Annotated in this window: 28 protein-coding genes; 9 read left to right on the top strand and 19 right to left on the bottom strand. The window is 64.6% G+C overall.

The genetic code is table 11. From position 1 onward, the window contains the following. Nucleotides 1-124 precede the first annotated feature (124 nt). Nucleotides 125-808 (top strand): heavy metal response regulator transcription factor, encoded by a 684-nt coding sequence (locus tag ACODTB_RS17545; RefSeq protein ID WP_291113937.1) that lies wholly within the window; start codon nucleotides 125-127, stop codon nucleotides 806-808. Continuing rightward, nucleotides 805-2208 carry a heavy metal sensor histidine kinase gene (locus ACODTB_RS17540; protein WP_291113940.1) on the top strand — a complete coding sequence of 468 codons (1404 nt, stop codon included), beginning with the start codon at nucleotides 805-807 and terminating at the stop codon, nucleotides 2206-2208. The genes ACODTB_RS17545 and ACODTB_RS17540 overlap by 4 nt, the downstream gene beginning before the upstream one ends. Nucleotides 2209-2225: 17 nt before the next feature. On the opposite strand, the gene hemW is transcribed toward ACODTB_RS17540, so the two are convergent. The 5 genes from hemW to ACODTB_RS17515 all read right to left on the bottom strand — a co-directional run bounded on the left by hemW (nucleotide 2226) and on the right by ACODTB_RS17515 (nucleotide 6771). Further along, complete coding sequence (gene hemW / locus ACODTB_RS17535) at nucleotides 2226-3479, bottom strand: radical SAM family heme chaperone HemW (RefSeq protein ID WP_291114044.1); 1254 nt, start codon at nucleotides 3477-3479, stop codon at nucleotides 2226-2228. A gap of 20 nt (nucleotides 3480-3499) precedes the next feature. Continuing rightward, a complete protein-coding gene (locus ACODTB_RS17530; protein WP_488929582.1) occupies nucleotides 3500-4123 on the bottom strand; it encodes a non-canonical purine NTP pyrophosphatase in 624 nt (207 codons plus the stop codon). After that, on the bottom strand, nucleotides 4120-4800 hold the full coding sequence (gene rph, locus ACODTB_RS17525) for a ribonuclease PH (RefSeq protein WP_382325701.1): 681 nt from the start codon (nucleotides 4798-4800) through the stop codon (nucleotides 4120-4122). The genes ACODTB_RS17530 and rph overlap by 4 nt, the downstream gene beginning before the upstream one ends. A gap of 67 nt (nucleotides 4801-4867) precedes the next feature. Continuing rightward, complete coding sequence (locus ACODTB_RS17520) at nucleotides 4868-5767, bottom strand: PP2C family protein-serine/threonine phosphatase (RefSeq protein ID WP_204733641.1); 900 nt, start codon at nucleotides 5765-5767, stop codon at nucleotides 4868-4870. Continuing rightward, nucleotides 5764-6771, bottom strand: coding sequence for a serine/threonine protein kinase (locus tag ACODTB_RS17515; protein WP_066268004.1), 1008 nt, complete (start codon nucleotides 6769-6771; stop codon nucleotides 5764-5766). Before ACODTB_RS17515 ends, ACODTB_RS17520 begins: the two co-directional genes overlap by 4 nt. Before the next feature lie 60 nt (nucleotides 6772-6831). On the opposite strand from ACODTB_RS17515, the gene ACODTB_RS17510 reads away from it, so the two are divergent. From ACODTB_RS17510 to ACODTB_RS17495, 4 genes are all read left to right on the top strand, one after another. Next, nucleotides 6832-7767, top strand: a complete 936-nt coding sequence (locus ACODTB_RS17510; protein ID WP_291113951.1) for a YicC/YloC family endoribonuclease — start codon at nucleotides 6832-6834, stop codon at nucleotides 7765-7767. A 103-nt stretch (nucleotides 7768-7870) separates the two neighbouring features. Next, the gene (gene gmk, locus ACODTB_RS17505) at nucleotides 7871-8491 is read left to right on the top strand and encodes a guanylate kinase (RefSeq protein ID WP_291113953.1); all 621 of its coding nucleotides are present in this window, start codon (nucleotides 7871-7873) and stop codon (nucleotides 8489-8491) included. 28 nt (nucleotides 8492-8519) lie between these two features. After that, entirely contained in the window at nucleotides 8520-8723 is a 204-nt protein-coding gene (gene rpoZ / locus ACODTB_RS17500) for a DNA-directed RNA polymerase subunit omega (RefSeq protein ID WP_066268010.1), read from the top strand. A 136-nt stretch (nucleotides 8724-8859) separates the two neighbouring features. Continuing rightward, nucleotides 8860-11109: a RelA/SpoT family protein gene (locus tag ACODTB_RS17495; protein ID WP_291114047.1), complete on the top strand. Its 2250-nt coding sequence runs from the start codon at nucleotides 8860-8862 to the stop codon at nucleotides 11107-11109. Between the two features lie 2 nt (nucleotides 11110-11111). On the opposite strand, the gene greB is transcribed toward ACODTB_RS17495, so the two are convergent. Further along, nucleotides 11112-11675 carry a transcription elongation factor GreB gene (gene greB / locus ACODTB_RS17490; RefSeq protein WP_291113958.1) on the bottom strand — a complete coding sequence of 188 codons (564 nt, stop codon included), beginning with the start codon at nucleotides 11673-11675 and terminating at the stop codon, nucleotides 11112-11114. Nucleotides 11676-11927: 252 nt separating this feature from the next. Between greB and ACODTB_RS17485 the strand changes: the two genes are divergently transcribed. Beyond that, complete coding sequence (locus tag ACODTB_RS17485) at nucleotides 11928-12368, top strand: hypothetical protein (RefSeq protein ID WP_488929581.1); 441 nt, start codon at nucleotides 11928-11930, stop codon at nucleotides 12366-12368. On the opposite strand, the gene ACODTB_RS17480 is transcribed toward ACODTB_RS17485, so the two are convergent. Then, the gene (locus ACODTB_RS17480; RefSeq protein WP_488929580.1) at nucleotides 12365-13048 is read right to left on the bottom strand and encodes an SOS response-associated peptidase; all 684 of its coding nucleotides are present in this window, start codon (nucleotides 13046-13048) and stop codon (nucleotides 12365-12367) included. The two genes, ACODTB_RS17485 and ACODTB_RS17480, sit on opposite strands and share 4 nt — an antisense overlap. A gap of 34 nt (nucleotides 13049-13082) precedes the next feature. On the opposite strand from ACODTB_RS17480, the gene ACODTB_RS17475 reads away from it, so the two are divergent. Beyond that, the gene (locus ACODTB_RS17475) at nucleotides 13083-13289 is read left to right on the top strand and encodes a hypothetical protein (protein ID WP_488929579.1); all 207 of its coding nucleotides are present in this window, start codon (nucleotides 13083-13085) and stop codon (nucleotides 13287-13289) included. An 8-nt stretch (nucleotides 13290-13297) separates the two neighbouring features. After that, nucleotides 13298-13825: a hypothetical protein gene (locus ACODTB_RS17470; protein WP_488929578.1), complete on the top strand. Its 528-nt coding sequence runs from the start codon at nucleotides 13298-13300 to the stop codon at nucleotides 13823-13825. Between the two features lie 87 nt (nucleotides 13826-13912). Here ACODTB_RS17470 and ACODTB_RS17465 read toward each other — a convergent pair whose 3' ends face one another. The 12 genes from ACODTB_RS17465 to ACODTB_RS17410 form a co-directional block, all read right to left on the bottom strand. Beyond that, entirely contained in the window at nucleotides 13913-14131 is a 219-nt protein-coding gene (locus tag ACODTB_RS17465; protein WP_488929577.1) for a hypothetical protein, read from the bottom strand. Between the two features lie 130 nt (nucleotides 14132-14261). Continuing rightward, the gene (locus ACODTB_RS17460; RefSeq protein ID WP_488929576.1) at nucleotides 14262-14735 is read right to left on the bottom strand and encodes a DUF2514 family protein; all 474 of its coding nucleotides are present in this window, start codon (nucleotides 14733-14735) and stop codon (nucleotides 14262-14264) included. Next, a complete protein-coding gene (locus ACODTB_RS17455) occupies nucleotides 14732-15211 on the bottom strand; it encodes an NlpC/P60 family protein (RefSeq protein WP_488929575.1) in 480 nt (159 codons plus the stop codon). Before ACODTB_RS17455 ends, ACODTB_RS17460 begins: the two co-directional genes overlap by 4 nt. Next, nucleotides 15208-15585, bottom strand: a complete 378-nt coding sequence (locus ACODTB_RS17450) for a hypothetical protein (RefSeq protein WP_488929574.1) — start codon at nucleotides 15583-15585, stop codon at nucleotides 15208-15210. The genes ACODTB_RS17455 and ACODTB_RS17450 overlap by 4 nt, the downstream gene beginning before the upstream one ends. A 3-nt stretch (nucleotides 15586-15588) precedes the next feature. Then, nucleotides 15589-16812, bottom strand: coding sequence for an SGNH/GDSL hydrolase family protein (locus tag ACODTB_RS17445; protein WP_488929573.1), 1224 nt, complete (start codon nucleotides 16810-16812; stop codon nucleotides 15589-15591). After that, on the bottom strand, nucleotides 16809-17519 hold the full coding sequence (locus ACODTB_RS17440) for a hypothetical protein (RefSeq protein ID WP_488929572.1): 711 nt from the start codon (nucleotides 17517-17519) through the stop codon (nucleotides 16809-16811). The genes ACODTB_RS17445 and ACODTB_RS17440 overlap by 4 nt, the downstream gene beginning before the upstream one ends. Next, nucleotides 17516-20452, bottom strand: a complete 2937-nt coding sequence (locus tag ACODTB_RS17435) for a phage tail protein (RefSeq protein WP_488929571.1) — start codon at nucleotides 20450-20452, stop codon at nucleotides 17516-17518. The genes ACODTB_RS17440 and ACODTB_RS17435 overlap by 4 nt, the downstream gene beginning before the upstream one ends. After that, nucleotides 20445-20885, bottom strand: coding sequence for a C40 family peptidase (locus ACODTB_RS17430; RefSeq protein WP_488929570.1), 441 nt, complete (start codon nucleotides 20883-20885; stop codon nucleotides 20445-20447). The genes ACODTB_RS17435 and ACODTB_RS17430 overlap by 8 nt, the downstream gene beginning before the upstream one ends. Continuing rightward, nucleotides 20882-21787: a DUF2163 domain-containing protein gene (locus ACODTB_RS17425; RefSeq protein ID WP_488929569.1), complete on the bottom strand. Its 906-nt coding sequence runs from the start codon at nucleotides 21785-21787 to the stop codon at nucleotides 20882-20884. Before ACODTB_RS17425 ends, ACODTB_RS17430 begins: the two co-directional genes overlap by 4 nt. After that, nucleotides 21784-22398, bottom strand: a complete 615-nt coding sequence (locus ACODTB_RS17420; protein ID WP_488929568.1) for a DUF2460 domain-containing protein — start codon at nucleotides 22396-22398, stop codon at nucleotides 21784-21786. The genes ACODTB_RS17425 and ACODTB_RS17420 overlap by 4 nt, the downstream gene beginning before the upstream one ends. Next, a complete protein-coding gene (locus tag ACODTB_RS17415; protein ID WP_488929567.1) occupies nucleotides 22398-24272 on the bottom strand; it encodes a hypothetical protein in 1875 nt (624 codons plus the stop codon). Before ACODTB_RS17415 ends, ACODTB_RS17420 begins: the two co-directional genes overlap by 1 nt. After that, the gene (locus tag ACODTB_RS17410; RefSeq protein ID WP_488929566.1) at nucleotides 24269-24538 is read right to left on the bottom strand and encodes a phage tail assembly protein T; all 270 of its coding nucleotides are present in this window, start codon (nucleotides 24536-24538) and stop codon (nucleotides 24269-24271) included. Before ACODTB_RS17410 ends, ACODTB_RS17415 begins: the two co-directional genes overlap by 4 nt. Nucleotides 24539-24604: the final 66 nt, after the last annotated feature.

Here is a 24604-nt window from a genome sequence, read left to right as displayed (position 1 = left end):
TTTCAGAACGCGAGAATGACGAATTCGTAATGCAGCAAAACGGGCAATTCCGTGACAATTCGGTGTCGTGCAAGGCCTTTTGCCGCCTTGTTGCCCCTCCACCCGGTCACTGAGCCCCACTCCCATGCGCGTGCTGGTCATTGAAGACGAATCCAAGCTGGCGGACTACGTCAAGCGGGGTCTCTCCGAGGCCGGTTACACCGTGGACGTCGCCCGAGACGGCATCGAGGGCCGCTACCTCGCGCTCGAAGGCGACTACCAGTTGCTGGTGCTGGACATCATGCTGCCCGGCATCGATGGTTTCGGCGTGCTCGCGGCGCTGCGCGAGAAACGCAACACCCCGGTGTTGATGCTCACCGCGCGCGACCGCGTGGAAGACCGGGTGCAAGGCCTGCAGGCCGGCGCGGACGACTACCTCGTCAAGCCCTTCGCCTTTTCCGAACTGCTGGCCCGCGTGGCGGCGCTGCTGCGCCGGGGCCCCGCCGCCGTTGCCGAGGCCGCCAACACCCGAATGGCGGTGTGCGACCTGGAGATGGACCTGATCAGCCGCAAGGCCTGGCGCGCCGGCCAGCGGCTGGACCTCACGGCCAAGGAGTTCTCGCTGCTGGCGCTGCTGGCGCGCCGCAAGGGGCAGATCCTCTCGCGCACCACCATCGCCGAGCAGGTGTGGGACATGAATTTCGACTCCGACACCAACGTGGTGGAAGTGGCGGTGCGCCGCCTGCGCTCCAAGATGGACGACCCCTTCAAACCCAAGCTGCTGCACAACGTGCGCGGCATGGGCTACGTGCTGGAGGAACGCACATGAACACCTCGACGACCGCGCTGGACGCAGCCCCGGCCCTGGGTGGCGACAAGCCCGCCGAGGCGCCCTGCACCTATTCCATCGGCCGGCGCCTCTCGCTGCTGCTGGCCGTGCAGACGGTGATCGGCCTGGGCGTGCTGCTGGCCTTCATCTATGGCGCCACCTCCATGCTCTTCATCGCCAAGCACGAGGAAGAACTGCGCAACACCAGCGCGGTGCTGGTGGACGTGTCGCGCGAGGCCTATGCCAAAGGGGGCGAGGCCGAGGTCAAGGCCAAAATGGCCTGGCTGGCCGAGCGCCGGCCCGGCACCTTCGTGCAGATGAACCGCGCCGACGGCAGCGAGTTCTACCGCGACGTGGCGCCCACCTTCGACGTGAACCAGCCCACCGCCAGAGGCATGGATTTCGTGGTGCCGACGGCGACCGGCGGCCTGCTGCAGGGCAAGGTGGTGCTGGATTGTTCGCAGGACGCGAAGACCGCCCGCCGCATGGCCCTGTTGCTGGTCGGTGCCGTGCTGGCCGGGGGCGCCCTGGTCGGCTGGGGCACCTTCTGGCGCGTGCGCTGCAGCCTGCGCCCCCTGCTCGACCTGGCCGCCCAGACCAAGGCCATCGACGCGCGGCGCCTGGGCCAGCGCATCTCGCTGGCCGAACCGGCCGAAGAACTGCAACCGGTGATCGACCAGTTCAACGGGCTGATGCACCGCGTGGAGCGCACCTATGTGCAGCTCGAGGGCTTCAACGCCGACGTAGCGCACGAGTTGCGCACCCCCCTGGCCAACCTGATAGGCCAGACCGAGGTGGCCCTCAGCCGCGAGCGCAGCGTGGCCGAGCTGGAGGAAACGCTGCACTCCAACCTGGAAGAACTTCAGCGCATGGCGGCCATCGTCAACGACATGCTGTTCCTCGCCCAGGCCGATCGGGGCGTGAAGGCACGGCGCAGCGCGCCGGTGAGCCTGGCCGAGCTGGTGCAGCAGGTGGTGGAGTTCCACGAAGCCCCCATGGACGAGCGTGGGCTGCGCGTGACCATCGAGGGCGATGCCCACCTGTCGGTGGATGCGCCTTTGATCAAGCGCGCGATCTCCAACCTGCTGGGCAATGCGATCCGCTACGCCGACCAGGGCTCCGCGCTGTGCGTGCGCATCGCGCCCGAGTCTGAAAGTGGCGCGCGCCTGTGGGTGGAAAACACCGGGCCGTCGATCGAAGCCTCGCACCTGCCGCGCCTCTTCGACCGCTTCTTCCGCGCCGACGCCGCGCGCTGCGAGATGGAAAAACCGCACCATGGTCTGGGCCTGTCCATCGTGGCGGCCATCGCGCGCATGCACGACGGTTTTCCGGCGGCCGAATCCAGCGGCGGCACCACGCGCGTGGGCTTCAGCCTGCAGACCACCGCGGCCAGCGCCTGAGCGCCGCGCCCGGCGGTTCAGTCCGCCAGGAACAGTTCCTGCAGGTCGCTCAGGAAATCGAAGCCGCGTTCGGTCGGCCACACCCGGGTGGCATCGCGCGCGATCAGCCCCTTCTGCTCTGCCTGCGCCAGGGCCGGCGCGATGCTGGAGAGCGGCAGGCCCGTGCGCTCCATGAACTGCAGCAGCGTGAACCCGTTCTTGAGCCGCAAGGCGTTGAGCATGAACTCGAAGGGCAAGGCCTTGCGCGAGACTTCGTCGGCGCTCACCACGGCGTTGCCCGCCAGCGCGCGCTCCATGTACAGGCGCGGCTCGCGCACACGCACCGGCCGTGCCACACGGTGCGCAAAGCTGAGCTTGCTGTGCGCGCCGGCGCCGATGCCCAGGTAGTCGCCGAACTGCCAGTAGTTGAGGTTGTGCCAGCACTGGTGCCCCTCGCGCGCATAGGCCGAGACCTCGTAGCGCTGCATGCCCGCTTCGTCGGTGAGCTCGGTGATGCGGTCCAGCATGTCCCAGGCCTCGTCCTCCGGCGGCAGCGCGGGCGGGTACTTGGCGAAGTAGGTGTTGGGTTCGAGCGTGAGGTGGTAGATCGAGATGTGCGGCGGCGCGAACGACAGCGCGGTGCGCACGTCGGCCTCGCAATCGGCCAGCGTCTGCCCTGGCAGCGCGTACATGAGGTCGAGGTTGAAGGTGTCGAAGGCCTGCGCGGCCTCTTCCACCGCGGCCAGGGCCTGATCGCGGTCGTGCACCCGGCCCAGCGCCTTGAGGTGGGCGTCGTTGAAACTCTGCACGCCGATCGACAGGCGCGTCACGCCCGCGTCGCGGAAGGCGCGGAAGCGGTCTTTCTCGAAGGTGCCGGGGTTGGCCTCCAGCGTGATCTCCGCGTCGGCCTCCAGCCGCAGCATCGCTCGCACGTCGCCCAACAGGCGGTCGATGGCGGCGGGCGAGAACAGGCTGGGGGTGCCGCCGCCGATGAACACGCTGTGCACCGTGCGGCCCCAGATCAGCGGCAGCGAGGCCGCGAGATCGGCGCGCAGGGCCTCGAGGTACGCAGCTTCGGGCAGGGCTTCACCGGGCGCGGCGGTGGCGGTCCATTCGTGCGAGTTGAAATCGCAATAAGGGCACTTCTTCAGGCACCAGGGCAGGTGGATGTAGAGCGACAGCGGGGGCAGGCTCTGCAACTGCAGCGTGCCTGGGCGCATCCAGTGGCGCACGTCGTTCCAGGCGGGGTCGGCCTGGCCCGCGGCGGCCGGCTGGCCGCCGGGCCAGGACATCGGCACACCGGTGGGCTCGCTCATGGCGTTTCGCGGGACGCCGGCGAGAACCAGCGCTCACGCATCAGTTCGAGCATCTGCCGTGCCGCACGGCCCCTGTGGCTGTTCGCGTTCTTCACCTCGGTGGGCAGCTGCGCGAAGGTCTGGCCGAATTCGGGCAGGTACATCACAGGATCGAAACCGAAACCCTTGTCGCCAATCGGTTGCTGCGTGATCAGCCCGGGCGCGCGGCCGGTGGCCACGAGCGGCTCGGGATCGTCGGCGCCGCCCCCCCCCACCAGCGTGCTGACGAGGGCCGCGCGGCGGTCGGTCACGTTCGCCATCTGCTCGAGCAGCGCGCGCACATTGTTGCCGTCGCCCTTGGCGTAGCCGAATTGCGTGGCGTAGTACGCCGTGTCCACGCCAGGCAGACCGCCGAAGGCCTCCACACACAGGCCGGCGTCGTCGGCCAGTGCGGGCAGGCCGCTCTCGCGCGCGGCATGGCGCGCCTTCGCCAGCGCGTTCTCGATGAAGGTGCGGTGCGGCTCGGGCGCTTCCGGGATGTTGAGGTCGGCCTGGCGCACCAGTTCCACGCCCAGCGGCGCGAACAGCGCCTGCAACTCGGCGAGCTTGCCGTTGTTGTTGGACGCCAGCACCAGCTTCATGCCAGCCCCAGCGCCTCGCGCTGCGCCGCCACCAGGTCGGCGATGCCTTTTTCGGCCAGGGCCAGCAGCGTGTTCATCTCGTCGCGCGTGAAGGCCGCGCCCTCGGCCGTGCCCTGCACTTCCACGAAGTGCCCGGCGCCGGTCATGACGACGTTCATGTCGGTGTCGCAGGCCGCGTCTTCCACGTACTCCAGGTCGAGCAACGGTTTGCCGCGCAGGATGCCGACCGAGATCGCGGCCACCTGGTCGCGGATCGGCGATACGGGCAGCTTGCCTTGCGCCATCAGCTTGGCCACGGCGTCGTGCGCGGCCACGTAGGCGCCGGTGATGCTCGCGGTGCGCGTGCCGCCGTCGGCCTGGATCACGTCGCAGTCCAGCGAGATGGTGCGCTCGCCCAGGGCCTTCAGGTCGAACACGGCGCGCAGCGAACGGCCGATCAGGCGCTGGATCTCCTGGGTGCGCCCGCTCTGCTTGCCCTTGGCGGCTTCGCGGTCGCTGCGGGTGTGGGTGGCGCGCGGCAACATGCCGTACTCGGCCGTCAACCAGCCTTCACCGCTGCCGCGCTTGTGCGACGGCACTTTTTCTTCCACCGAGGCGGTGCACAGCACCTTGGTGTTGCCGAACTCGATCAGCACCGAGCCCTCTGCGTGGATGGTGTAGTGGCGGGTGATGCGCACCGGGCGCAACGCATCGGCGGCCCGTTGGCCGGGTCGGGTCATATCGCTCATGGGAAACCTCGGGAGTTCAGGAATTGCGTTCGGCCGTGCGGCGGATCGCGGCATTGATCTCGGCGATCGAGCGTTCGATCGCCGCGTCGTCCATGTCTTCGATGGAAGGGTCGGGAATGCCCGACTGGATGGTGGACGCAAACACGCCGTCGTCGATGTCTTCGGTGGAGACGCGGGTGGACTGGAATTCGTCCGCCGTCTCCCACTCCATTGCCAGCACGGTCACATTGTCGCAGCGCGGGCCGCCGCGCTTGAGCGCCATCTCCACCAGCTCGGGCACGGCCTGCTCCAGCGGCCGCTTGGACAGCTCGGACGTGATTTCCTCGTCGCTGACCGTGCCCCACAGGCCGTCCGAGCACAGCAGCACGCGGTCGCCCTGCATCAGGTGGACCGGGCCGGAGAGGTCGAACACCGGCTTGGCAGGTGAACCCAGGCAGGTGAAGAGGATGTTGCGGTTGATGTGGTCGGTGGCGCGGCCCAGGTGCTGCTGCTGCTCCATGTAGGAGTGATCGCGCGTGCGCGTGAGCATCTCGCCGTGGCGCACGACGTACAGGCGCGAATCGCCGCAGTGCACCCAGTGCACGTGGTTGCGCTCCATCACGGCCGCCACCAGCGTGGTGCGCGGGGTGTCAAGCATGCCTTTTTCAGCGGCGTAACGGATGATCTGGTGGTGCGCCGCCATCAGGGCGCTGGAGAGGAACTCCGGCACTTCCCGCACCGTGGGGTTGGCGGCCTTCTGGAAATACGCCGAGAAAGTCTGCAGCGCGAGTTGCGCCGCCATCGCGCCTTCGGGGTGGCCGCCCATGCCGTCGGCCAGCACGAACAGGCCCGACTCCCGGGTGTAGGCATAGCCCATTCGGTCCTCGTTGCGCTCCCGGCCCCCTTGGCGGCTGATCTGGTAGACCGAAAACTTCATCGAAACTTGGTCGCGGCGTTGGTGGACTTGCGCAGAGACTTCTTGTTGTCCGACACGATGTTGTCGAACTGCAGCCGCATCTTCTCGGCCACGGTGAGCTTGGTGTAGCTGCGCTCGGTTTCGCGGCTCAGCTCCTTTTGCAGCGCGAACACCGATTGCGGGCGCGACAGCGGATCCAGCGACATGCACCACTCGACCACCTCGATGAGGTTGTCGGAGTACACGCCGCGCAGGCGCGAAAGCGCCAGCGAGAGGCGGTCTTTCTCCAGCCGCTGGGGCGCGTCGTTGGGCGGGTAGCCCTGCATGCTGGCGTAGATGCAGGCGCCGATCGCGTAGATGTCGGTCCACGGGCCCATGGAGGAGTCGCGCCGGTACATCTCGGGCGCGGCGAAGCCAGGCGTGTACATCGGGCGGATGAAGTTGCCTTCCTTGCTCAGCACCTCGCGGGCAGCGCCGAAGTCGATCAGCACAGAGCGGTTGTCGTCGGTCACGAAGATGTTGGCCGGCTTGATGTCCAGGTGCAGCATCTTGTGCTGGTGCACGATGCGCAGGCCGCGCAACACCTCGTCGTACAGCGAGCGGATGGTCGATTCGCGGAACACCTTCTGCTTCTTGAGCTCACGCGCCGTGATGATGAACTCCTGCAGGGACGCGCCCTCCAGGAAATTCATGACCATGTAGACGGTCTCGTTCTCGCGAAAGAAATTGAGCACGCTCACCACCGACTGGTGGGAGATCTGGGCCAGGGCCCGGCCTTCTTCGAAGAAGCTCTTGAGGCCCAGCCGGTACAGCGACAGCTTCTCCGGCTGCACCTGGGGCAGCAGCTCGCCAGGGCCGCGCGAGGCCAGCGACGAGGGCAGGTATTCCTTGACGGCGACCTGCTGGCCCTCCGTGTCCACGGCCAGGTACACCACGCCAAAACCGCCGGCCGCCAGCTTGCGGACAATGCGGTAACCACCGATCACGGTGTCCGGCGGCAGCGGTGCGGGTTTGACCTTTGACATAATTCGGATGGTTTCCGGAACGCCTCGTTTTGGACCACTCACCCTGATGGGCAAAGTTCAATGGCAGTTTACAGCATGACCGGCTACGCCTCGGCCCACTCGGGCGGGTCCGCGGCCCCGGCCAGCGCCGAGTCCAGCCGCGAGTCCCAGGCCGGTGTGGGCGTCGAAATCCGCTCCGTCAACAGCCGCTTTCTCGACCTCACTTTCAAGCTGCCGGACGACCTGCGCGCCACCGAACCCGCGCTGCGCGAACTGCTGGGCGCGCGCCTCAAACGCGGCAAGGTGGAGGTGCGGGCCTGGATCGAAGGCCGGTCCGACACCGTGCCGCGCACGCCCAGCGCGCTCGACCTGCAGAAACTCGTGGGTCTGCAGGACAACGTGCGCGCCTGGCTGCCCACGGCCTCGCCCCTGTCGGTGGCCGAGGTGCTGCAGCTCACCTCGCGGCAACAGAGCAACCCGGGCGACTTGAACGAGACCTTCGTAACCCTGGCTCAAACTGCGCTGGACGGGCTCGTGGATGCCCGGGAGCGCGAAGGCAAGCGCCTGGCCGCCATGCTGCTCGACCGCCTGAGCCAGCTGCGCCGGCTCGCCAAGGACGCACAGCCGCTGATTCCCCAGCTCGTCGCGCAGCAACGCCAGCGTTTCATCGACCGCTGGAACGAGGCTCTGGGCGCCGGCGCCTCGGCCACGGCACCGGGCAGCACCATCACTTCCGAGATGGCACAGGACCGCGCCCTGACCGAAGCCACTGCCTTCGCCATCCGAATCGACGTGGCCGAGGAGCTCACCCGGCTCGATTCCCACTTGACCGAAATCGAGCGCCTGTTGAAAAAGGGCGCCGAAATCGGCAAACGGCTGGACTTCCTCATTCAGGAGCTGCACCGCGAGGCCAACACGCTGGGATCGAAGTCGTCCAACCTCGAACTGACCCGCATCTCGGTGGACATGAAGGTGCTCATCGAACAGATGCGCGAGCAGGTCCAGAACATCGAATGACATACGGCCCCCACGCTCCACCGCTGCGCGGGTCGCTGCCCCCCGAGGGGGCGCGTTTCGCCTTGGGGCGGCCCGGCGGCGAAACCCAACTTCTTGCCTCGTAATGGAATACCCCGGAAACCTATTTGTCGTCGCAGCCCCCAGCGGGGCCGGCAAGTCCAGCCTGGTCAAGGCCTTGATGGAGCTCGATTCGCGCGTCGTGCCCTCGGTCTCGCACACCACCCGCCCGCCCAGGGGCCAGGAACTGCATGGCCGCGAGTACTACTTTGTGAGCAAGGAGACCTTCGACCAGATGGTCATCCAGGGGGCCTTCCTGGAGTGGGCCATGGTGCATGGCAACCGCTACGGCACCTCGAAAATGGCCATCGAGCAGCGCATCAACCAGGGCGCCGACGTGGTGCTGGAGATCGATTTCCAGGGCGCCATCCAGGTCAAGCGCATCTTCCCCAACGCCGTGCTGATCTTCATCCTGCCGCCGAGCTGGGAGGAATTGCGTTCGCGGCTGGAGCGCCGGGCGGAAGACACCGCCGAGGTGATCGAATTGCGCCTGCAGAACGCCGCCACGGAGATGGCCCATGCCAAGGAATTCGACTTCGTTATAATCAACGAGTTGTTCGAGCGGGCTTTGTTTGACCTCAAGGCCATCGTCCATGCCCAGCGGCTCAAGTTTTCCGCTCAGCGTATCGCCCGCGGCGATACCTTCCAAGCGCTCAACATCCTCTGATTCACCGCCCATTTCCCGGAGCCCGCACATGGCACGCATCACCGTCGAAGACTGTCTGGAAAAGATCCCCAACCGCTTTCAGCTCGTGCTGGCCGCGACCTACCGCGCTCGCATGCTGAGCCAGGGCCATGCGCCCAAGATCGAGAGCAAGAACAAGCCCGGCGTGACCGCCCTGCGTGAAATCGCCGACGGCAAGGTCGGCCTGGAAATGCTCAAGAAAGTGCCGCTCTGAGGCCTTTCAGGTCTTCGAAAGAAAACACCGCGCTGCGGTGTTTTTTTTCGCCTCTGCGCCGGGCGTATTCATGCTCCTTGCACAGACTCTGTGCATGGACTCAGCGGGATCCATCGTCTCGCGCTAAAGTATGCAGATGATCACCGAGGCCGACAACGGCACCCTTCAGTCCCCAGCCGAGCAGGCGCATCCGGCCGCGAGCGCCGCTGCGGCCAGCTTTGCCGCGCTGCTGGGCAAGTTGGATTACCTCGGTCCGACCGACATTGAAAGCATCCGCCAGGCCTACCGGTTCGCCGACGAGGCCCACCTGGGCCAGTTGCGCAAGAACGGTGACCCGTACATCACCCACCCGATCGCAGTGGCTGCCCAGTGCGCCGAATGGAAACTGGACGCCCAGGCGCTGATGGCGGCGCTGATGCACGACGCCATTGAAGACTGTGGCGTGACCAAGGAAGAACTGGTGGAGCGCTTCGGTGCGCCCGTGGCCGAACTGGTGGACGGTCTCACCAAGCTGGAGAAGCTGGAATTCGACACGCGCGAGCAGAACCAGGCGGAGTCGTTCCGCAAGATGCTGCTGGCCATGGCCAAGGACGTGCGGGTCATCCTCATCAAGCTGGCCGACCGCACCCACAACATGCGCACCATGGGCGACATGCCGCGCTCGAAGTGGCAGCGCATCAGCAGCGAAACCCTGGAAATCTACGCGCCCATCGCTCACCGGCTGGGCCTGAACTTCACCTACCGCGAACTGCAGGACCTGGCGTTCCGTTTCCTGCACCCCTGGCGCTACGAGGTGCTTTCCAAGGCCCTCAACAAATCGCGCAACCGCCGCCGCGACCTGATCGCCCGCGTCCAGCGCGAGGTGGAGGCAGATTTCGTGCGGCACGGCATGAGCGTGCGCATCATGGGTCGGGAGAAGACGCTGTATTCGGTCTACCGCAAGATGGACAGCAAGCACCTGTCGTTCTCGCAGGTGACCGACATCTATGGCTTTCGCATCATCGTCCCCGAGCTGACCGACTGTTACACCGGGCTGGGCGTGCTGCACCAGCTCTACAAGCCGCTGCCCGGCAAGTTCCGCGACTACGTGGCCATTCCCAAGGTCAACGGCTACCAGTCGCTGCATACCACGCTGATCGGCCCCTTCGGCACCAACATCGAGTTCCAGCTGCGCACCCACGCCATGGACGTGGTGGCCGAATCGGGGGTGGCCGCGCATTGGCTCTACAAGGCCAGCGAACCCAACAGCGACACTTCGCAACGGCTGGGCACGCAATGGCTGCAGTCCTTGCTGGACATCCAGCAGGAAACGCGCGACGCGGCGGAGTTCTGGGACCACATCAAGATCGACCTCTTCCCCGATGCGGTCTATGTGTTCACGCCCAAGAGCAAGATCATGGCGTTGCCGCGCGGCGCCACCGTGATGGACTTCGCCTACGCCATCCACAGCGACGTGGGCAACCACACGGTGTCGGCGCGCATCAACGGCGAGCAGCGACCGCTGCGCACCGAGTTGGCGAATGGCGACGTCGTCGAGATCGTCACGGCCGAGAAGGCCGAGCCCAACCCGACCTGGCTGTCCTTCGTCAAGACCGGCCGGGCGCGCTCGAAAATCCGGCACCACCTCAAGACGGTGGCACAGGAGAAGTCACACGAGCTGGGCGAACGCATGCTCGGCCAGGCCTTGCGCTCCGAAGGCATCGCGAGCCTGCCATCCGAAGTGGGTCCACACCACGCGACCTGGGAAAAACTGCTGCGCTTCACCGGCAACAAATCGCGTGCGGAACTGCTGTCGGACATCGGCATGGGCAAGCGCATCGCCAGCATGGTGGGCAAGAAGCTGGCCGTGCTGCTGGCCGAAACCGGCCTCAAGCCCGACGCCCTGCTCATCAGCACCGAGCGCTACGCCAGCGGCCGGGACGAATCGGTCTCGCAAGGTGTGGTCACGCTCGACGGCAGCGAAGGCCTGTCGGTGCAGTACGCCCCCTGCTGCAAGCCGATCCCGGGCGACCGCATCGTCGGTTACCTGGGTCGTGGCGAAGGCCTAGTGGTGCACGCGGACGACTGTCCCACCGGCAAACGCCTGCTCTTGCGCGATGGAGAACGCTTCCTGGAAGTCGAGTGGGCCGACGAACCCGTGCGCTCGTTCGACACCACGGTGATCGTGACCGTCACGAATGGCAAGGGGGTGCTCGCGCGCGTGGCGTCCAGCATCGCAGCGGCCGAAGCCGACATCACCCATGTGGACATGGGCGATGAACCCGCCCAGACCGCGACGGACATCCGTTTCTCGGTGGCGGTGCGCGACCGCCAGCACCTGGCCGACGTGTTGCGCAGCCTCAAACGCACCCCCTCGGTCATCAAGGCACAGCGCTACAAGCCCTGACTTCAGGCGCCCTCGCCTGGCGCCGGATACCGCACGCTCAGCACTTCGAGCTCCTGCACGCCGCCAGGCACCACCAGCTTCACCACATCGCCCACCCGCGCCTTGAGCAGGGACCGCGCCACGGGAGAGATCCAGCTGACTTGGGCCTGGGCGCTGTCGGCTTCATCCACGCCCCGAATCGTCACGGTGGTCTCCTGCCCGCTGTCGTCGACGTAGGTCACGGTGGCACCGAAGAACACCTGATCGCCGCCAAAGTGCAGCGAAGGGTCGACGACTTCGGCGATCTCGAGCCGGCGGGTCAGAAAGCGGATGCGCCGGTCGATCTCGCGCAGGCGCTTCTTGCCGTAGAGGTAGTCGCCGTTCTCCGAGCGGTCGCCATTGCTGGCCGCCCAGTGAACGATGTCCACGATCTTGGGACGTTCGTCGTCGATCAGCGAGAACAGTTCGGCGCGCAGCCGGTCGTAGCCGGCGCGGGTGATGTAGTTCTTGCCACCGGGCACAGGCGCCGCGGCCGGCAGATCGTCTTCATCGTCCGAATCGGTTTCGCGGGTGAAGGCTTTGCTCATGGTGGGCGATTCCCAGGCAAAAAATGAAAAAGCCCGCAGCTTTTGGCTGCGGGCTTCCATATGGTGCGGCTGGCAGGAATTGAACCCACGACCCCTTGGTTCGTAGCCTGCTGAAAAACGAATGGGGTCATGTAAATCAACAGGTTACGGGCGTCCACCCTACCTTTGCAGCGCAACTGCGCACGAGTGAGCATTCTACAGTCGCGCAAAAGTCGCGCACTGCCTCCCGCCAAAACACTGTATATTGAACCAGTGTTTTACGAAGTGACCCCATTGCGCCGCAACAAGCAGCGGCTGCGCCCCGAAGAGTGGCCGGAGCCCGAGTTCGGCTACATCACCATGACCACCTGGCGGCCGGGGGAAACCTCGCTGCTGCGCACCGCGCGCGTCGCGACGCTCTACACGAACGTCGGCATGATGCGCCGGCCCGCACTGGTCTTGATCGAGCCCAAGATCGCCTACCTGCCCATGGATGGAGAAGTCTGGGAAGGCACCCAGCTAGAAAGCACGGAAGAAGGGACCAAGGAGGTCGAGCAGGCCTGGCTCGTGCGCCCGACCACCAAGGACAGCCCGCCACTCCCCCCGTTCGATGTGAAGCGCTGGATGGAGATGCGCCGCGCATCCGGTGACGGGCCACAGCCGCCAGTCGGCAAGGGGTGGCTGAGGCCTGAGCGGGGCCGCGACCGGCGCTAGCGCTGCCGAGGGCCGGCGTCGAACACCTCGACGGGCGTCAGCCTCAGTAGCTCCTGGGCGTCCTGCACCGTGCCGGCCAGCCACTGGTCGACGTCGGCCAGCTCGATGGCGATGACGCTGCGCTTGTCCTGCTGTTCGAACGGCAGCGGTTGCTTGGTGGCTGGGTCCAGGTCCGGACGGTGCATCCGGCTCATGAGCGGGTGGCTGTTGGCATGCAAGGTGAGCATGGTGTAGGTCTCCACCTCTTCACCGGTTGCTGGATCTTTCCAGGGATGAAACAGGCCAGCCAGGCCCCAGGGCTCCCCATCAGCGCGGCGGAAGGTCCACCACACGTTCTTGCCGCTCTCCCAGTTCGGTTCGTCGAACCAGTCAGCCGGGATGATGCAGCGATGGCCACGCGCCCAAGCGTCCTTGAAAGTTGGCTTGGCGGCCAGCTCTTCCGACCGAGCATTGTTGGTGGACAGCTTGAACTCGCTCAACGGCTTTTTGTGCCACCACGGTACGAGGCCCCAGCGGCCTACCACCATCTCACGCTCGTAGCCCGCCTCGTCGCGCGCGCGGCGGATGAAGGGCCCGGGCTTGCGCGGCGCCACGATGCTGCCGTCCCAGTCGAGATTGTTCACCGGCCGCCAATGCTTGCGGATGCCGGCGACCTTGGTGGAGCCGTAGAGGTTGCACATGGCGCCAGCATACCCCGGGCAGTACCATGATGGCATGCAACCTGAGCACCCCACCCTGCTGCGCCGGCCATCGTTCGGAGCGTGGAAGGCCCCCGCCGAAGAGATCCTGCAGGGCATGCCGGAGGACTATGAGGTGCACCAGGTGGGCGAGGTCTGGACCGTGACGGCGAAGAAACAGGGCGTGGTGGTCTATGCCGGCCCCGGCCCAGTTGAGGTGTTCAGGTCGCCAGCGCCTTTCTAGGATGTGCCATGAACACCGACGACGAAGATGATGTTGAAGACTTCAACGACCCAGACGCATGGCTCGACACCGATTGGCCTATCGACGACGAGGAAGAGGAAGCGAGGATCGAGAAGCTGCGCAGGCTGCGAAATCCCTGGCCCACGATCTTGCGCGTGCACCCTCCTGGGGGCGGCGAGCCGGTTGAAATCCAATTGCAGATCCTGCCGAAGGCCTTGGAGGTCGTGACGGTTGGAGAAGAGCACCTGGTGCGGTTCATCAAGCACCCGGACGAGGTGCGCTGGCGAGGACGCGGGCGGGTCGAGTTGATCGACAACTCCAATGCCCCCCGCCAGTTGATCCAACCGACGTTGATCCGATATCCGAACGAAGACCCTGCGCTGCCCCCTGTCGAGGTGGTTGTCCCCGGCTCGGTCGACGACTACACCCTTGATCGCTGGGGCGACCTGTGGATCGTCACCGCCAACCCCACCAAGCATCAGATCTACAGCGGGCCCGGGCCGGTGGAGATCGTCCAATCCCCTCCGCCCTTCTGAATCGGACAATACCCCTGACCCGAAGGCCAGGGGGTGCAACCAACGGTCCAATGGCAACTGTGATCGTTGGAGGGAGACACGGGCGAATCAGGCCGGCTCGAAGTCCACGTAGAACTCTTTTCCGGGCACGAACTGCTCGGCAGCTTTGGGGTTGATGGTCCCCAGCTGGATCTGGCCGCTGGGCGTCCACTTGAAGAACTCGGCGTTTTCGGGGCTGCCGCTGGTCACGGGGTGCAGAGTGGCTGTTTTCAAACCGCCCTCCTGCTCGGTGACGCTCTGGACTTTGAACTTGGCGCGAATGGTCATGATGTGCTTTCTGGAATGCCTTGGTTCTTGGACCCCGGACCAAGGCGAACGGGGATTCAGAAAAACTCGGCCCAGATGAGGGCCGCGATGGCCAGACCCCAGATCACTGCCAGGGTGACCACCATCTCGCTCATGGCGTCAGCGCCCGGTAGGAGCCTTCGCAGGCGAGGCCGGCGATGCGGGCTTGGTCAGCGTATCGCGCGACTCGTTCCTGAGCCTCGTCAAGCCTTCGCTGCACGTCGGCAAGCATTCGCTCGGTGGCTTCGGCTGCTTGGCTTCCCCCGGGAGCGGTGGAATCGGTGCGGCAGGCGCGGGCACGGGCGGCAGCGAGTTCGTCGCGCAGGCTGCGACCAGCAGCAGCGGCACCAGCAACAGCGCCCTCCAGGGCGTTTGATTTCTTCCGGGCATCTTCGACCTCCTTCTGTACGGCCGCAGTGCGGCGGATTCCTTCATCGAGCGCGGCGCGCACGGCGCGGCCTGACTCGCGCTCCCAGTCCACGCGCTGGCTCACGACTTCCAGCTCGGCCAAGCGCAGGCGGTTAGTCTGCAGCGCCGCGAAGGCGCCCACCACCAGCACGCACGCAATGGCGGCCTTGGTGATCACGCTTCGCCCCTCGTGGCCGGCGCCGACCCGATCTGCAGGGACACGTGTGGCAATGGCCAGGACAGCGGCCAGCGGTAGCCCGACACGCGGTCTTCGGGGAAGGCCCGGATGTTCACCTCGTCGCCCTGGTTGCCGCCCAGGATGAGCAGCCGACCGTCGATGGTCAGGCCCTCCAGGAAGCCCACATGCCCGCCGCCGTCGCGCGTTAACACCACGATGCAGCCAGGCGCCGGGCCGCCGAGCTTCTGCCCCCAGGTGAGGTAGGACTTGGCCGACTCGAATCGGCTGGAGACGATCCCGACGTTCTCCAGGCAGAAGCCCACGAAGGCCGCGCACCAGGGCGTTTCATCGTCCTTGATGCCGCCGCGCTTGATCGCCTTCCACATCTGCACGATCAGCGGATGGTGGTTGACGCCCTTGATCTCGCGCACACCGATGTGCCGGCGTGCTTCCTGAATCCATGCGGGGGTGCTCATTTCATGATCTCCTTTGCATCGCGTACCAGCTCGGCCAGGTCCATGGCCTTGCGCTTGTCGGCCCAGGCGAACCCGGCCCGGACGATCACCCAGCCCGGCAGGCCGCACGCGAAGATCAGCCCGCCAAGGGCCATCAGGCCCACCACGCCACCCACCGCCAGGTGCTGCAGCTGCAGGTACTCCACCGCCATGGCACCGCCGCCGACGCTGGACACCACCGTGCAGATCAAGGCCATGGCCCACTCGCGTTTGCTCTTCGGTTGTACCCAGAGCATCACCACGATGGCGGCCAGGCCGGCCGGAACGCCGAAGGCGATGGCCGCCTTGTAGAGCAGGTATCCGCCTGCGGCAGTCGATGAGGTGGGTTCGCTCATGGCTCAAGTTCCGTAGGGCTGGGCGGCGATGGCCGCCCCGATCGCGGTGTATCCCGAGACGTTCGGGTGGATGTTGTCGGGCTGAGTCAGGCCTGCAGCCATGAAGCCGCCGCTGAGAATGGGCTGCATGATGTCCAATGACCCATAGAGCGAAGACAGCCCTGGTCGGTAGTTGTCCCACCAGTCCAGCATGTAATTCCGCAGGCCAGGGTTTGACGCGTTTGAGCTGGTGCCGTACATGGCGTTGATCAGCACCACCTCGGCGCTGGCGGCCTTCACGGCATTGATCGTGCTCTGGACGTTGCTCGTGCGGGTGGCCAGGGAGACGCCCAGCAGCGAGTCGTTCGTGGAGCCGTGCAGAATGCAAGCCCGGGGCCCGTGATTCGTCACGTCGGTTGCGATGCGCGCGAGGAAGTCGCTGCTGGTTTGCGAACCAACGCCTTTGTTGACGATCAAGTTGTTGCGCAAAGCCGGGTAGATCGGCGAGTGGCGCATCCAGGTGCTCTCGTCGTTCGTGAGCGCGCTCGCGGGATTGGGGTTGTAGCCAGTTGCCCCAGCCGCGATGCTGTCGCCAATGACGATGATGTTCGGCCGAGCAACGATGAGGTGGTCAAACTCGATCCAGGCGCCGGACGCGGACGCCGAGCCGGCGGCCACCATGATCTGAGTCGGAAGGAACCACTGGTGTTGGACGCGGCCCTTGAATTTCCAGCGGCCATCAAGCTCTCGGAACCAGGCGTTGACGTAGCCGTACTTGCTGTCGAACTGCAGCGCGAAGTCCACGATGGTGGTGCTGTAGTCAACCCCTGTGGCGAGCTGTGAGTACACAAACGAGCCGCCAGAGTTGGTGCCTCGCATGACGATGGAACCAGCCAGAGGACCGGACTCGGTAGCGTTCGCTCCCATGATCAGCGCCAAGTAGCGGCTTCCGTCCGACAGCCAGATGTAGCCGACATTGCTACCGGTGTACTGGGCACGCACCTTGCCGTACAGAATGAAGTCTCGGTTGCTGGCTGGAAGAGTGACGCTTCGCGACATCAGGGAAGAGCTGCCGCCGGTGGTCTTGGTGAGCCGCACCCACCCGGCAGACGCAGCGTTTGTGCCGTTGGTGAGCGTCCAGCCCGTAGCGTCCCCGTTGTTCTCAAACGTGGCGTTTTCATCTGCGATGGGTGGCAATACCCCCACTGCAGAAAAGCCGCCCCCGCCGGCAACAATGCCCGGGATCATAGGAGCTCCGTTGAGCCGAACACATCGGCCACGCTGCTAGAGACGAACTTGACCGACACGGTGTCCCCGGGCTCCAATACCAAGGTCCCGCCCTTCGGCGGATTCAGGGTGACGCCGGTCACGGTAAGCGTCAGATTGCCCGAAGCGCCTCGGTTGGCCACGTGGTATTCCTCGGGCGCTGCAAAGCCTTCAGCAACATCGAACTCGCACGTCTTCGCTCCTGTCGAAGTGAATCTGATGTATGAACCAGCATCCGTCGGCGTAACGTCGCGGTTGCTGGTTGCCTCGGTGATGAGTGGTGCAGGACCGCCGCCTCCACCACCCCCGCCGCTGCCTTGACCGTGCACGCCCCCAGGGCCACCTCGATAGTCCCGGATCACCGTGGGTACGCCGCCCGCCGTGGTGATGTGGAACACCCTCGCGTAGTCCGTCAGGTTGTTCCAATTGGTGGTGCCGGTGGAGACGGAAATCACGCCTGAGGCGCGCGCCACCACAAGGTAGTTTTCGGCCGAGTTGGTCAACGTGAGCGTGCCATCGACGATGTTGAAACCACCCCAACGCGCACCACCGAGATAACCCCAAGTGAGCGCTGCAGTGGTGTCCGGATCGCGCCCGTACACCTGCTGATGCGCAAGGATGTCAAGCGCCTCGTTGACGATGGGAAATGGATCTGCGGGATTGCCGCCTGGTACGCGCGGAGCGCTCATGGTGCTGATGTCTCCAAAGTGGCGGCGAATCCTTCGCCAACGGTGTCCGATAGTTGCTGCGCGGTGATCGTGATGGGGTCGCCGCTGGTGAATCCGTCAGCGGCAATCTCGGCCGCCGAATATGTCCAGTCGAGACCGGTGTCGTTGTGCGTCCGCACCATGCTCAAGCCGTCGTAGACCTTGAAGCGGAAGGCCGCCAGGCTCTCACCCAGCGGCGCGAACGTCCCGGTGGTGGTGTAGCGGGCCACTAGGCGCGATCGACGATCCGCCGACACCTCCAGGTCGCCGCCAACGTTGGCGAGAGCTCGCAGGCGCCATGGGCTGTAAGGCATCAGCGAAATGCCGCTGTCGGTGAAATCCTCCTCGGTCGCAGAGGAAAGCAACAGGTTCAACGTCACCGCCTTGACCTGCTGCTCTACGCCGATGTCGGTGGTCTCGTTGACCATTCGGCGCAACATCGAGTCGAGCAGAACGAAGCGAGTGCCAGATGGGTGCTCCACGATCTCGTGCTCTTGGCCAAGCTGACCGCGCAGGAACTGGGAAAGGTCATAGATGCGGTACAGACCATCGTTGCCGATGAAGTCGGCATGCAAGAAACGCAACGGCTCATCACCGATGACAGCTGCGTTGATGGTGCGGTCGACCGCCATGTCGAGAAGTGTCGAGCTGCTCAACTCGCCGCGGACGCGCACGCGTACCTTGCCGACGTGCTGGAGAGACCAGCTACCTCCTGCGTGGCTGGCAAGCGCCGTGGTTGTCTCGCCGATCACTGCGGAGTCACCCGTGATGAACTCCTGTTCGAAGGCTTCGGGAAGCCGTGCGCGCACGAACACGGCCCCTGGCCATTCGTCCGCCGCGCTGGATCGGCCAGGGGTGACGGCGACGTAGGGCCCAGGGGCATCGGCGTCAGCGTCACGCAGCGCAGGGATGTTGACCGTCTGCCACTCTGTCGGGGCAATGAGCACCGGTTCCGCCGGCACGTAGCCCTCGTAGGTTGGGTCGGGCGGATTGAGCACGCTGGCGTCATCAAGCGCGCAATCCCATTCGATCACCACCAGCGAATCGCGCTTGGTGACAATTCGCAACCGATACGTGCGGCCCTGTGGGTTGGTGGTCGTGATGATCTGACCTGGCTGAACCTTGGCGTACTTGCGGCCGCCCACACGCAAGGTCACACGTCCGAGGCCGGCCATGAGATCGAGCAGCATCGAGGTGACGGTGTTCTTGGCCTGCGCGGGCGTCATGCCGAAGGCCATCTCCACCACCCGCGTGCTCACCATGCTGCTGTCGATACGATCGCTGAATTCCGTGCCAACTGCATAGTCCGCATGGGCGTTGCGATAGCGCAGCGCGATCTGCGCTGGCAACTCGCTCTCGTTCCCTTGCACCAACGGGAACGGCTCACCGGGGTCTGCATCTTCGTTCGCGCCCAAGTCACTCCAATCGACCGCCATGACTGGCACGGTTGCGCGCGGCGAGATGTAGACCTTGTCGGTACAGAATGCCTCGTACTTGGCGTAAGGGCGCAAAGTTTCCAGGTGTGCGCGCGTGCCACTTACTTCTCCTGTCGCGTAACCCTCCAGCGGCACGTCGTAGAGGTCCTCGTGCACCTCATATTCGTTGGGCATGTATCCAGCGCGCGCCAGCAACGCATCCACCGTTGCTTTAATGTTGGTCTCGATAGGTGGCTGATAAACCGGATCAAAACCTTGGCCGAAAAGCACGTTGGAGTAGCTGGTGCGACTGACGTGTTTACCGGATGGAGCAGACCCTGAGACCGTGATAAGCGCAAACCCCAGCGCGCCACGCAGGTTGCCCCCTACGGCCGATGCTTCCGTGACATACACGTTGTCGAGATAGATTTCGATGGTGTTTGTTTCGCCTTCGGGCCAAACGAAGCCGATGCGACCCTCGGTCGGGAAATTCGGGATGCTCCCACCAGGGCCTGGTAGCGCGTGGGTGTTGCTCACCACCAGCTTCAGTGATCCATCCGCTTGGAACTGGGTGAGCCACTCAACGTACTGCAAGACGCCCGTAGGCATGCCAATGAATCGCTGATTGCCGCCCGGAAGGCCGCCTCCCGCGGAGGCCTCAATGACGTAGTCGAACGCCAAGTAGAGTCGCGGCGTTCCTGGAATGGCGTTGACCGCCGACTTCCCTCCCGACCACGAGACCTGGTCGTTGGCTGGCCCAATCGTTACCTTGTCCTCGGTGAAGTCCACCGTCGATCCCACCACCGTAGCGTTCATCGGGCTAGGTGCCAGATCCGTGCCTGGGAAATCTTCGTTGAGCGGCGCGTTGATGATCACGCCGCTGAGATCACGAGCATTGAGGGTGTTGGCCTGGTGCTCCAGGTTCGGAATCTGCTTTCCGTTGGTCAACTGCAGGCCGGTGATGACGATGCTCGTGCGGCCTCGATAGGCCGGCGCGTTGCCCACGCCCACGGCGGCCTCGTAGGTCGGGTCCGGCAACTGATCGTCCGCTCCCGTGTAGACGACGTAGGAAGCCCAAAAGCCTTGCTTGGTCATCACATCGCTGCGCACGAGCTCGGCATTCAGCCAATCACGCGCCACATCTGAAGTCACGTTCTCGGACAGCAGGATCATGACGTCGCACTCGTAGGTGAAAGTCGTGTACTTGCTGCCACCGCCCTTCCCCACTTTCTTTCGCTGGGCGATTTCGCGCACAGGGCTGGCCCAGACTATCTGCCCCGTCAAGCGCGGCTTGCCGGCCAGCCAAGGCACTGCCTGGCCATACGCCGTGCCGATGATGTTGCGGTCCTCCAGGCGCGGGCCCTGCTGGTTGCTGCCGCCCATGGCCGACGAAAGGAGCGAGCCCGCCATGAAGCCCCAGGATGCGTAGGAAATGCCCCAGAGTCCGCCCGTGAAGAACGAGCCGACAGCCATGCCGATGTAGGGAAGCGCCTCAGACATGGGCCACCTCCGGGAATCGGAATGCCGCAACGAACTTCATGCCGGCGGCGAGGACCAGCCGCTGCTCGACCACCTCGCCACGGCGGTTGTCCGCATGAACGATCGACAGGCCACCCAAGTGGTCTCCCAGGATGCCGACGTGGTGGGGAAACCTGTCCCATGCGATCACAAGCAGGTCGCCCGGGGCCATCTCTGTCTGCGGCACTTCGTGGGCCATCAGTGGCCGAATCTGCCGCATGAGCGTCACGCCGTCCGGAAGCCGCCGGTAGCCCGTGACGTTCCATTCCCGAGCCTTGAGCCCGAGATCCCAGGCAACGCCCACAGGCAGACCCACGCAATCAATGCCGCCCTGAGGACCCTTGACGCGCCCCTGGTGCAGATAGGGCGTGCCGATGTAGGCACGTGCTGCGGCCACGACATCGGGCCGGCTCATCCGCCCACCCCGCTCAGAATTCGGTCCGCCGTCGGGCGGTGTTCCTCTCCCTGGAAGTTGGGCACATTGCCGAACTTGTCGCGGCAGTCAGGGCCAAGGCGCTTGCGGCACCCCGCTTCTGCGATGAGTGTGTCGCCGACCTGGATGGCAAGAACAGCCGGCGCCGTCAGTACGAATGCGCCTGAGGCGAACGAACTCACCTGCATCTCAATGCCTGCGTTGTTGCCGGTGAGCCATTTGACGTTGCCGGCACCGAAGTAGTCGACGCTCTGGCCCGCACCGCTGCAAATGAACCTGCCCTGATTCGTTACACCGGTGACCGTCAGGTTGTGCCGAAAGCCCGTGGGGTTCGCGTTGCACTGCCCTGAGCCTGTGGAGAACAGCCGCGCGCGGCATGTGGGCTGGGACACAATGCCGATGGGTTGTTGCAGCCGTTGCTTGAGGCAGCGCAACTCCATCGTGATCTTGGCGCTCTCCACCTTGGGCTGACCCATGGTGCCCACCTTGAGCGTCTCGATGTCGTCCGCAATCGTCGTCGTTGCCACATCCCATCGAAACAGGAACAGACGGAAGCGTGCAGCAAACCAGCGACCAGCCAGGAGGTCGGCTTCCAGAAACGTCTGGCCATTGTTGAGCGTGACGAAGCTCGTTTCGTCGACCTCGAACCCGGCCGTGCTCTCCAAGGTGCCGAAGGTGAGCCCATGCAGCGGGGAGAACTCGAAACTGGTGAGCCCTGCAAGGTTCCACGGGAGGCTGTTCCATGGCGTGATGTCGATCTTGCGAGGCACCGAGAGCGATGTCAGACCCATCGTCGTGCCGTCGGCACGCTGCAGCAGAAGCCCAACAGCCATGCAGGTTTGGCCGGTGTCGTAGTGCGCCTGGAGCGATGCAGGGATGTTCATGCTTCCTGCCGCGTTTCCCGGATGCTGATGTCCGACCAAGAGGTGAGCATTGCCGAGCCACCGAGGACTGCAAACGCGGCTTGCGGCGACGTGAAGGCCACCGGAACATGGAACTGGCCCATGAGGGCATACGTATCGCCGCCCGCATGGCCGGCGATCACCACCCGGCCATCAGTTGTCGTGATCGTGCTGGACCCAGTGATGTCGGTGGTCGTGCCCGACCTCGTTCGAAACACCTTGACACCCGGCGCGGGCTTGTAGATGGGCCGAACGGCTGTACGGCCTGGGGACTGGTAGAGCCGGTTGATCTGCCAGGTCGTGCCGCTGATCAACGTGAGATTCGAGTTTTGAAGGGTGAGCCGATAGTCGGACCAGTCCTTAAACCGAAATCCATCGATGCCGCGGACCACCCAAAAGAACGCGCGCAAGGCCTCGAACTCTTCGCCTGTTCGCGGTGGCTGTTCAAAGGAATACTCATGAAGTGGATACGGGTCCATCAGGTTCGTGAACCGCTGACCGCCAATCGTCCCTGCCTGCATTGCCGTGAAACGTGGACCTCCCACCATGTTGGCGCTGATCTCGGGCGGAAAGAGTTGCTCGTAGAACGACATCACATGTTCCTTTGAGCGGCCTGGAGACCACGTGCTGCAGCTTTCGAGAGCTGCGCTTCTGTGCGCCGGTCCACCGGGCCCTGCACCGAAAAGTAGTTGGTGACGGAGAAGGCACGCCCGGCTCCAGCGGCGTTCTCAGCAGCGGGAATGATCCTTTCGCCCTCGTGGACCATGGCGAGCATGTCACGCGGCACATAGTCAGTACCAACGTCAAAGGACGGGACTCCGCCGAATAGACTGCCCGCGATGCTTTTCAGCGCTCCGCCAACCACACCGTCACCGCTGCCGCCACCAACCATGTCCCCAAAAAGGTAGCGAGACAACTGCGCAGCAGCGGCCTCTGCCACCATTCGGCTCAGCATCTTGGTGAAGGCCTCGCCAACGTTGTCGAACTTTCCTTCCATGAGATCGACGAAGGTGTCACCCAGTGCGTCTTGGATGTTCTCGGCTGCACGCTGGGTGAAGTCGTCCAGTTCGCTGATCTTGTCCTTCTGTTCCTCGGCGATGCCGAGGAAGGCCTGAGCGGCTTCGGTGTACTTGCGCAGGGCATCTTCGCTGCCGACCAGGCCCAGCTCGCCCTTCTCGTAGGCGGCACTGAGTTCGAGCATGACGTCGCGCTGCTGCTCAAGCTGCCGGGTGGCACCGGCGTCTACCAGGTCCTTGATCCGCTGGACGCGATCCTCTTCTGCCTCTTTTGCTTTGCGAGCGCTCTCGGCACGCAACTCCTCGGCTTCCTTCGTGGCCGCAGTGAGTTCCCGATCGAGGTCGAGCTGCTGCGCAGTCGCAAGAATCTGCTTGCGCTGCTCGTCCGTAACCTTGCCCAGGCGGCCAAGCTGCAGATCTCGGAGCGCTTGCTCGGTCTCCGTCAGTTTTTCGGTGGCCTCCAGTTGCTTCTGCAGCGCCTCCAGGTAGCGCTTGGCTTCTGCGTAGGGATCTTTCGCAGCACCGCCCTTGGGCTTCTTGGGATCCTTGGCGTCTGGTGGCACCACCAACGACGGCCGGCGCGTGAGGCGTGCCAGCTCAGCGGCGCTCTGATCATCGGCGCTGAATGTGGGCTTAAACCTGCCCTTCTGCGCCGGGTCTTCCATGCCGTAGAAGCCGCGCACGTTTTCCCAGTACCGCTGAGTGGCGATTTCAAAGAATCCCTTGCCTTCTTTCTGGCCGACCCTGAATCGATCGATGACCTCATTGATTCCGGTCACAAGGTCAATGGTCAGGGACCGACTCGCGTCTTGTGCGTTCGCCTGCAGCTGAGCGAGCTGCTTGTTGAACTTGTCGACCTCCTCGGCCTGCTCCGTGGTCACGGTCGCTTGCAGCTTTCCAGCCTCAGCGAGATCCCGGAGGTACGGTCCAACTTCCTTCACCGATTTGCCGAACAACTCCTGAACGGCCCGGGCCTTGTCCCCATCATCGGCGAATCCCTGCAACGCTACAGCCGTCACGCGCAGTGCCTCGGCGGGGTCCAGGCGCTTCAACTCCGCAACATCGAGATTGAGCGCCTTCAAGACGGCGCCTGCGCCCTTGTCCGGGTCTGCGTCCTTTAGAACCTGGTTGAACTTGACCAGGGCGCCGCTGGCAATCTCGAAGGATCCACCCGTCTCCCGTGCAATCCGGTCGAGTGCGCTGATGTTCTCAACTGTTGATCCGCTGACTTCGGCCAGGTCCTTCAAGCCATCGATCGCATCCCGTGCGTCGGTGGTGAGACTGATCAGACCCGCAGCAGTAACGGGTATCGCCAGTGCGCCCAGGGCAGCAACTGCCGTGGTCTTGAGCGTGTTGAGATTGAAGCCCAAGCCGTCGACGCGTTTGCTCACGGCCGCAAAGGCTGCCGCCGTCTTGTCTTCAGCGGTAAGCGCGATCTTGGGTTGCGTCATAACTCAAAGCTGGCGTTGATGGATGCGACCTGCCGGGCGAGTTGCTCGGCAGTAGGCTGCAGTTCGGCTTCCTCGCCCTGGTCGTCGATCTGCCAGGGATCTGTGCCCAAGAACTGCGATGCCGCCCAGCGAGTCTTGTCGGCCTTGCGCAGTTCGCCGTTGTGGATGGCGGCCAGCAACTGCGCATGCCGCAGGCGATCCGCCGCCGGGTGCAACTGCTCTTTGGTGAACATGACCTGCCATTCCCCGAACTCCTCTGCGCTCATGCGCTCGCCCAGTTCTTCCACAGTGCAGCCCAGCCGAAGGGCAAGAACGAAGGCGAAGCGCCTGTC

The organism is Hydrogenophaga sp. FG152 (assembly GCF_057809615.1).
This window is presented reverse-complemented; position numbering and strand designations above follow the sequence as displayed.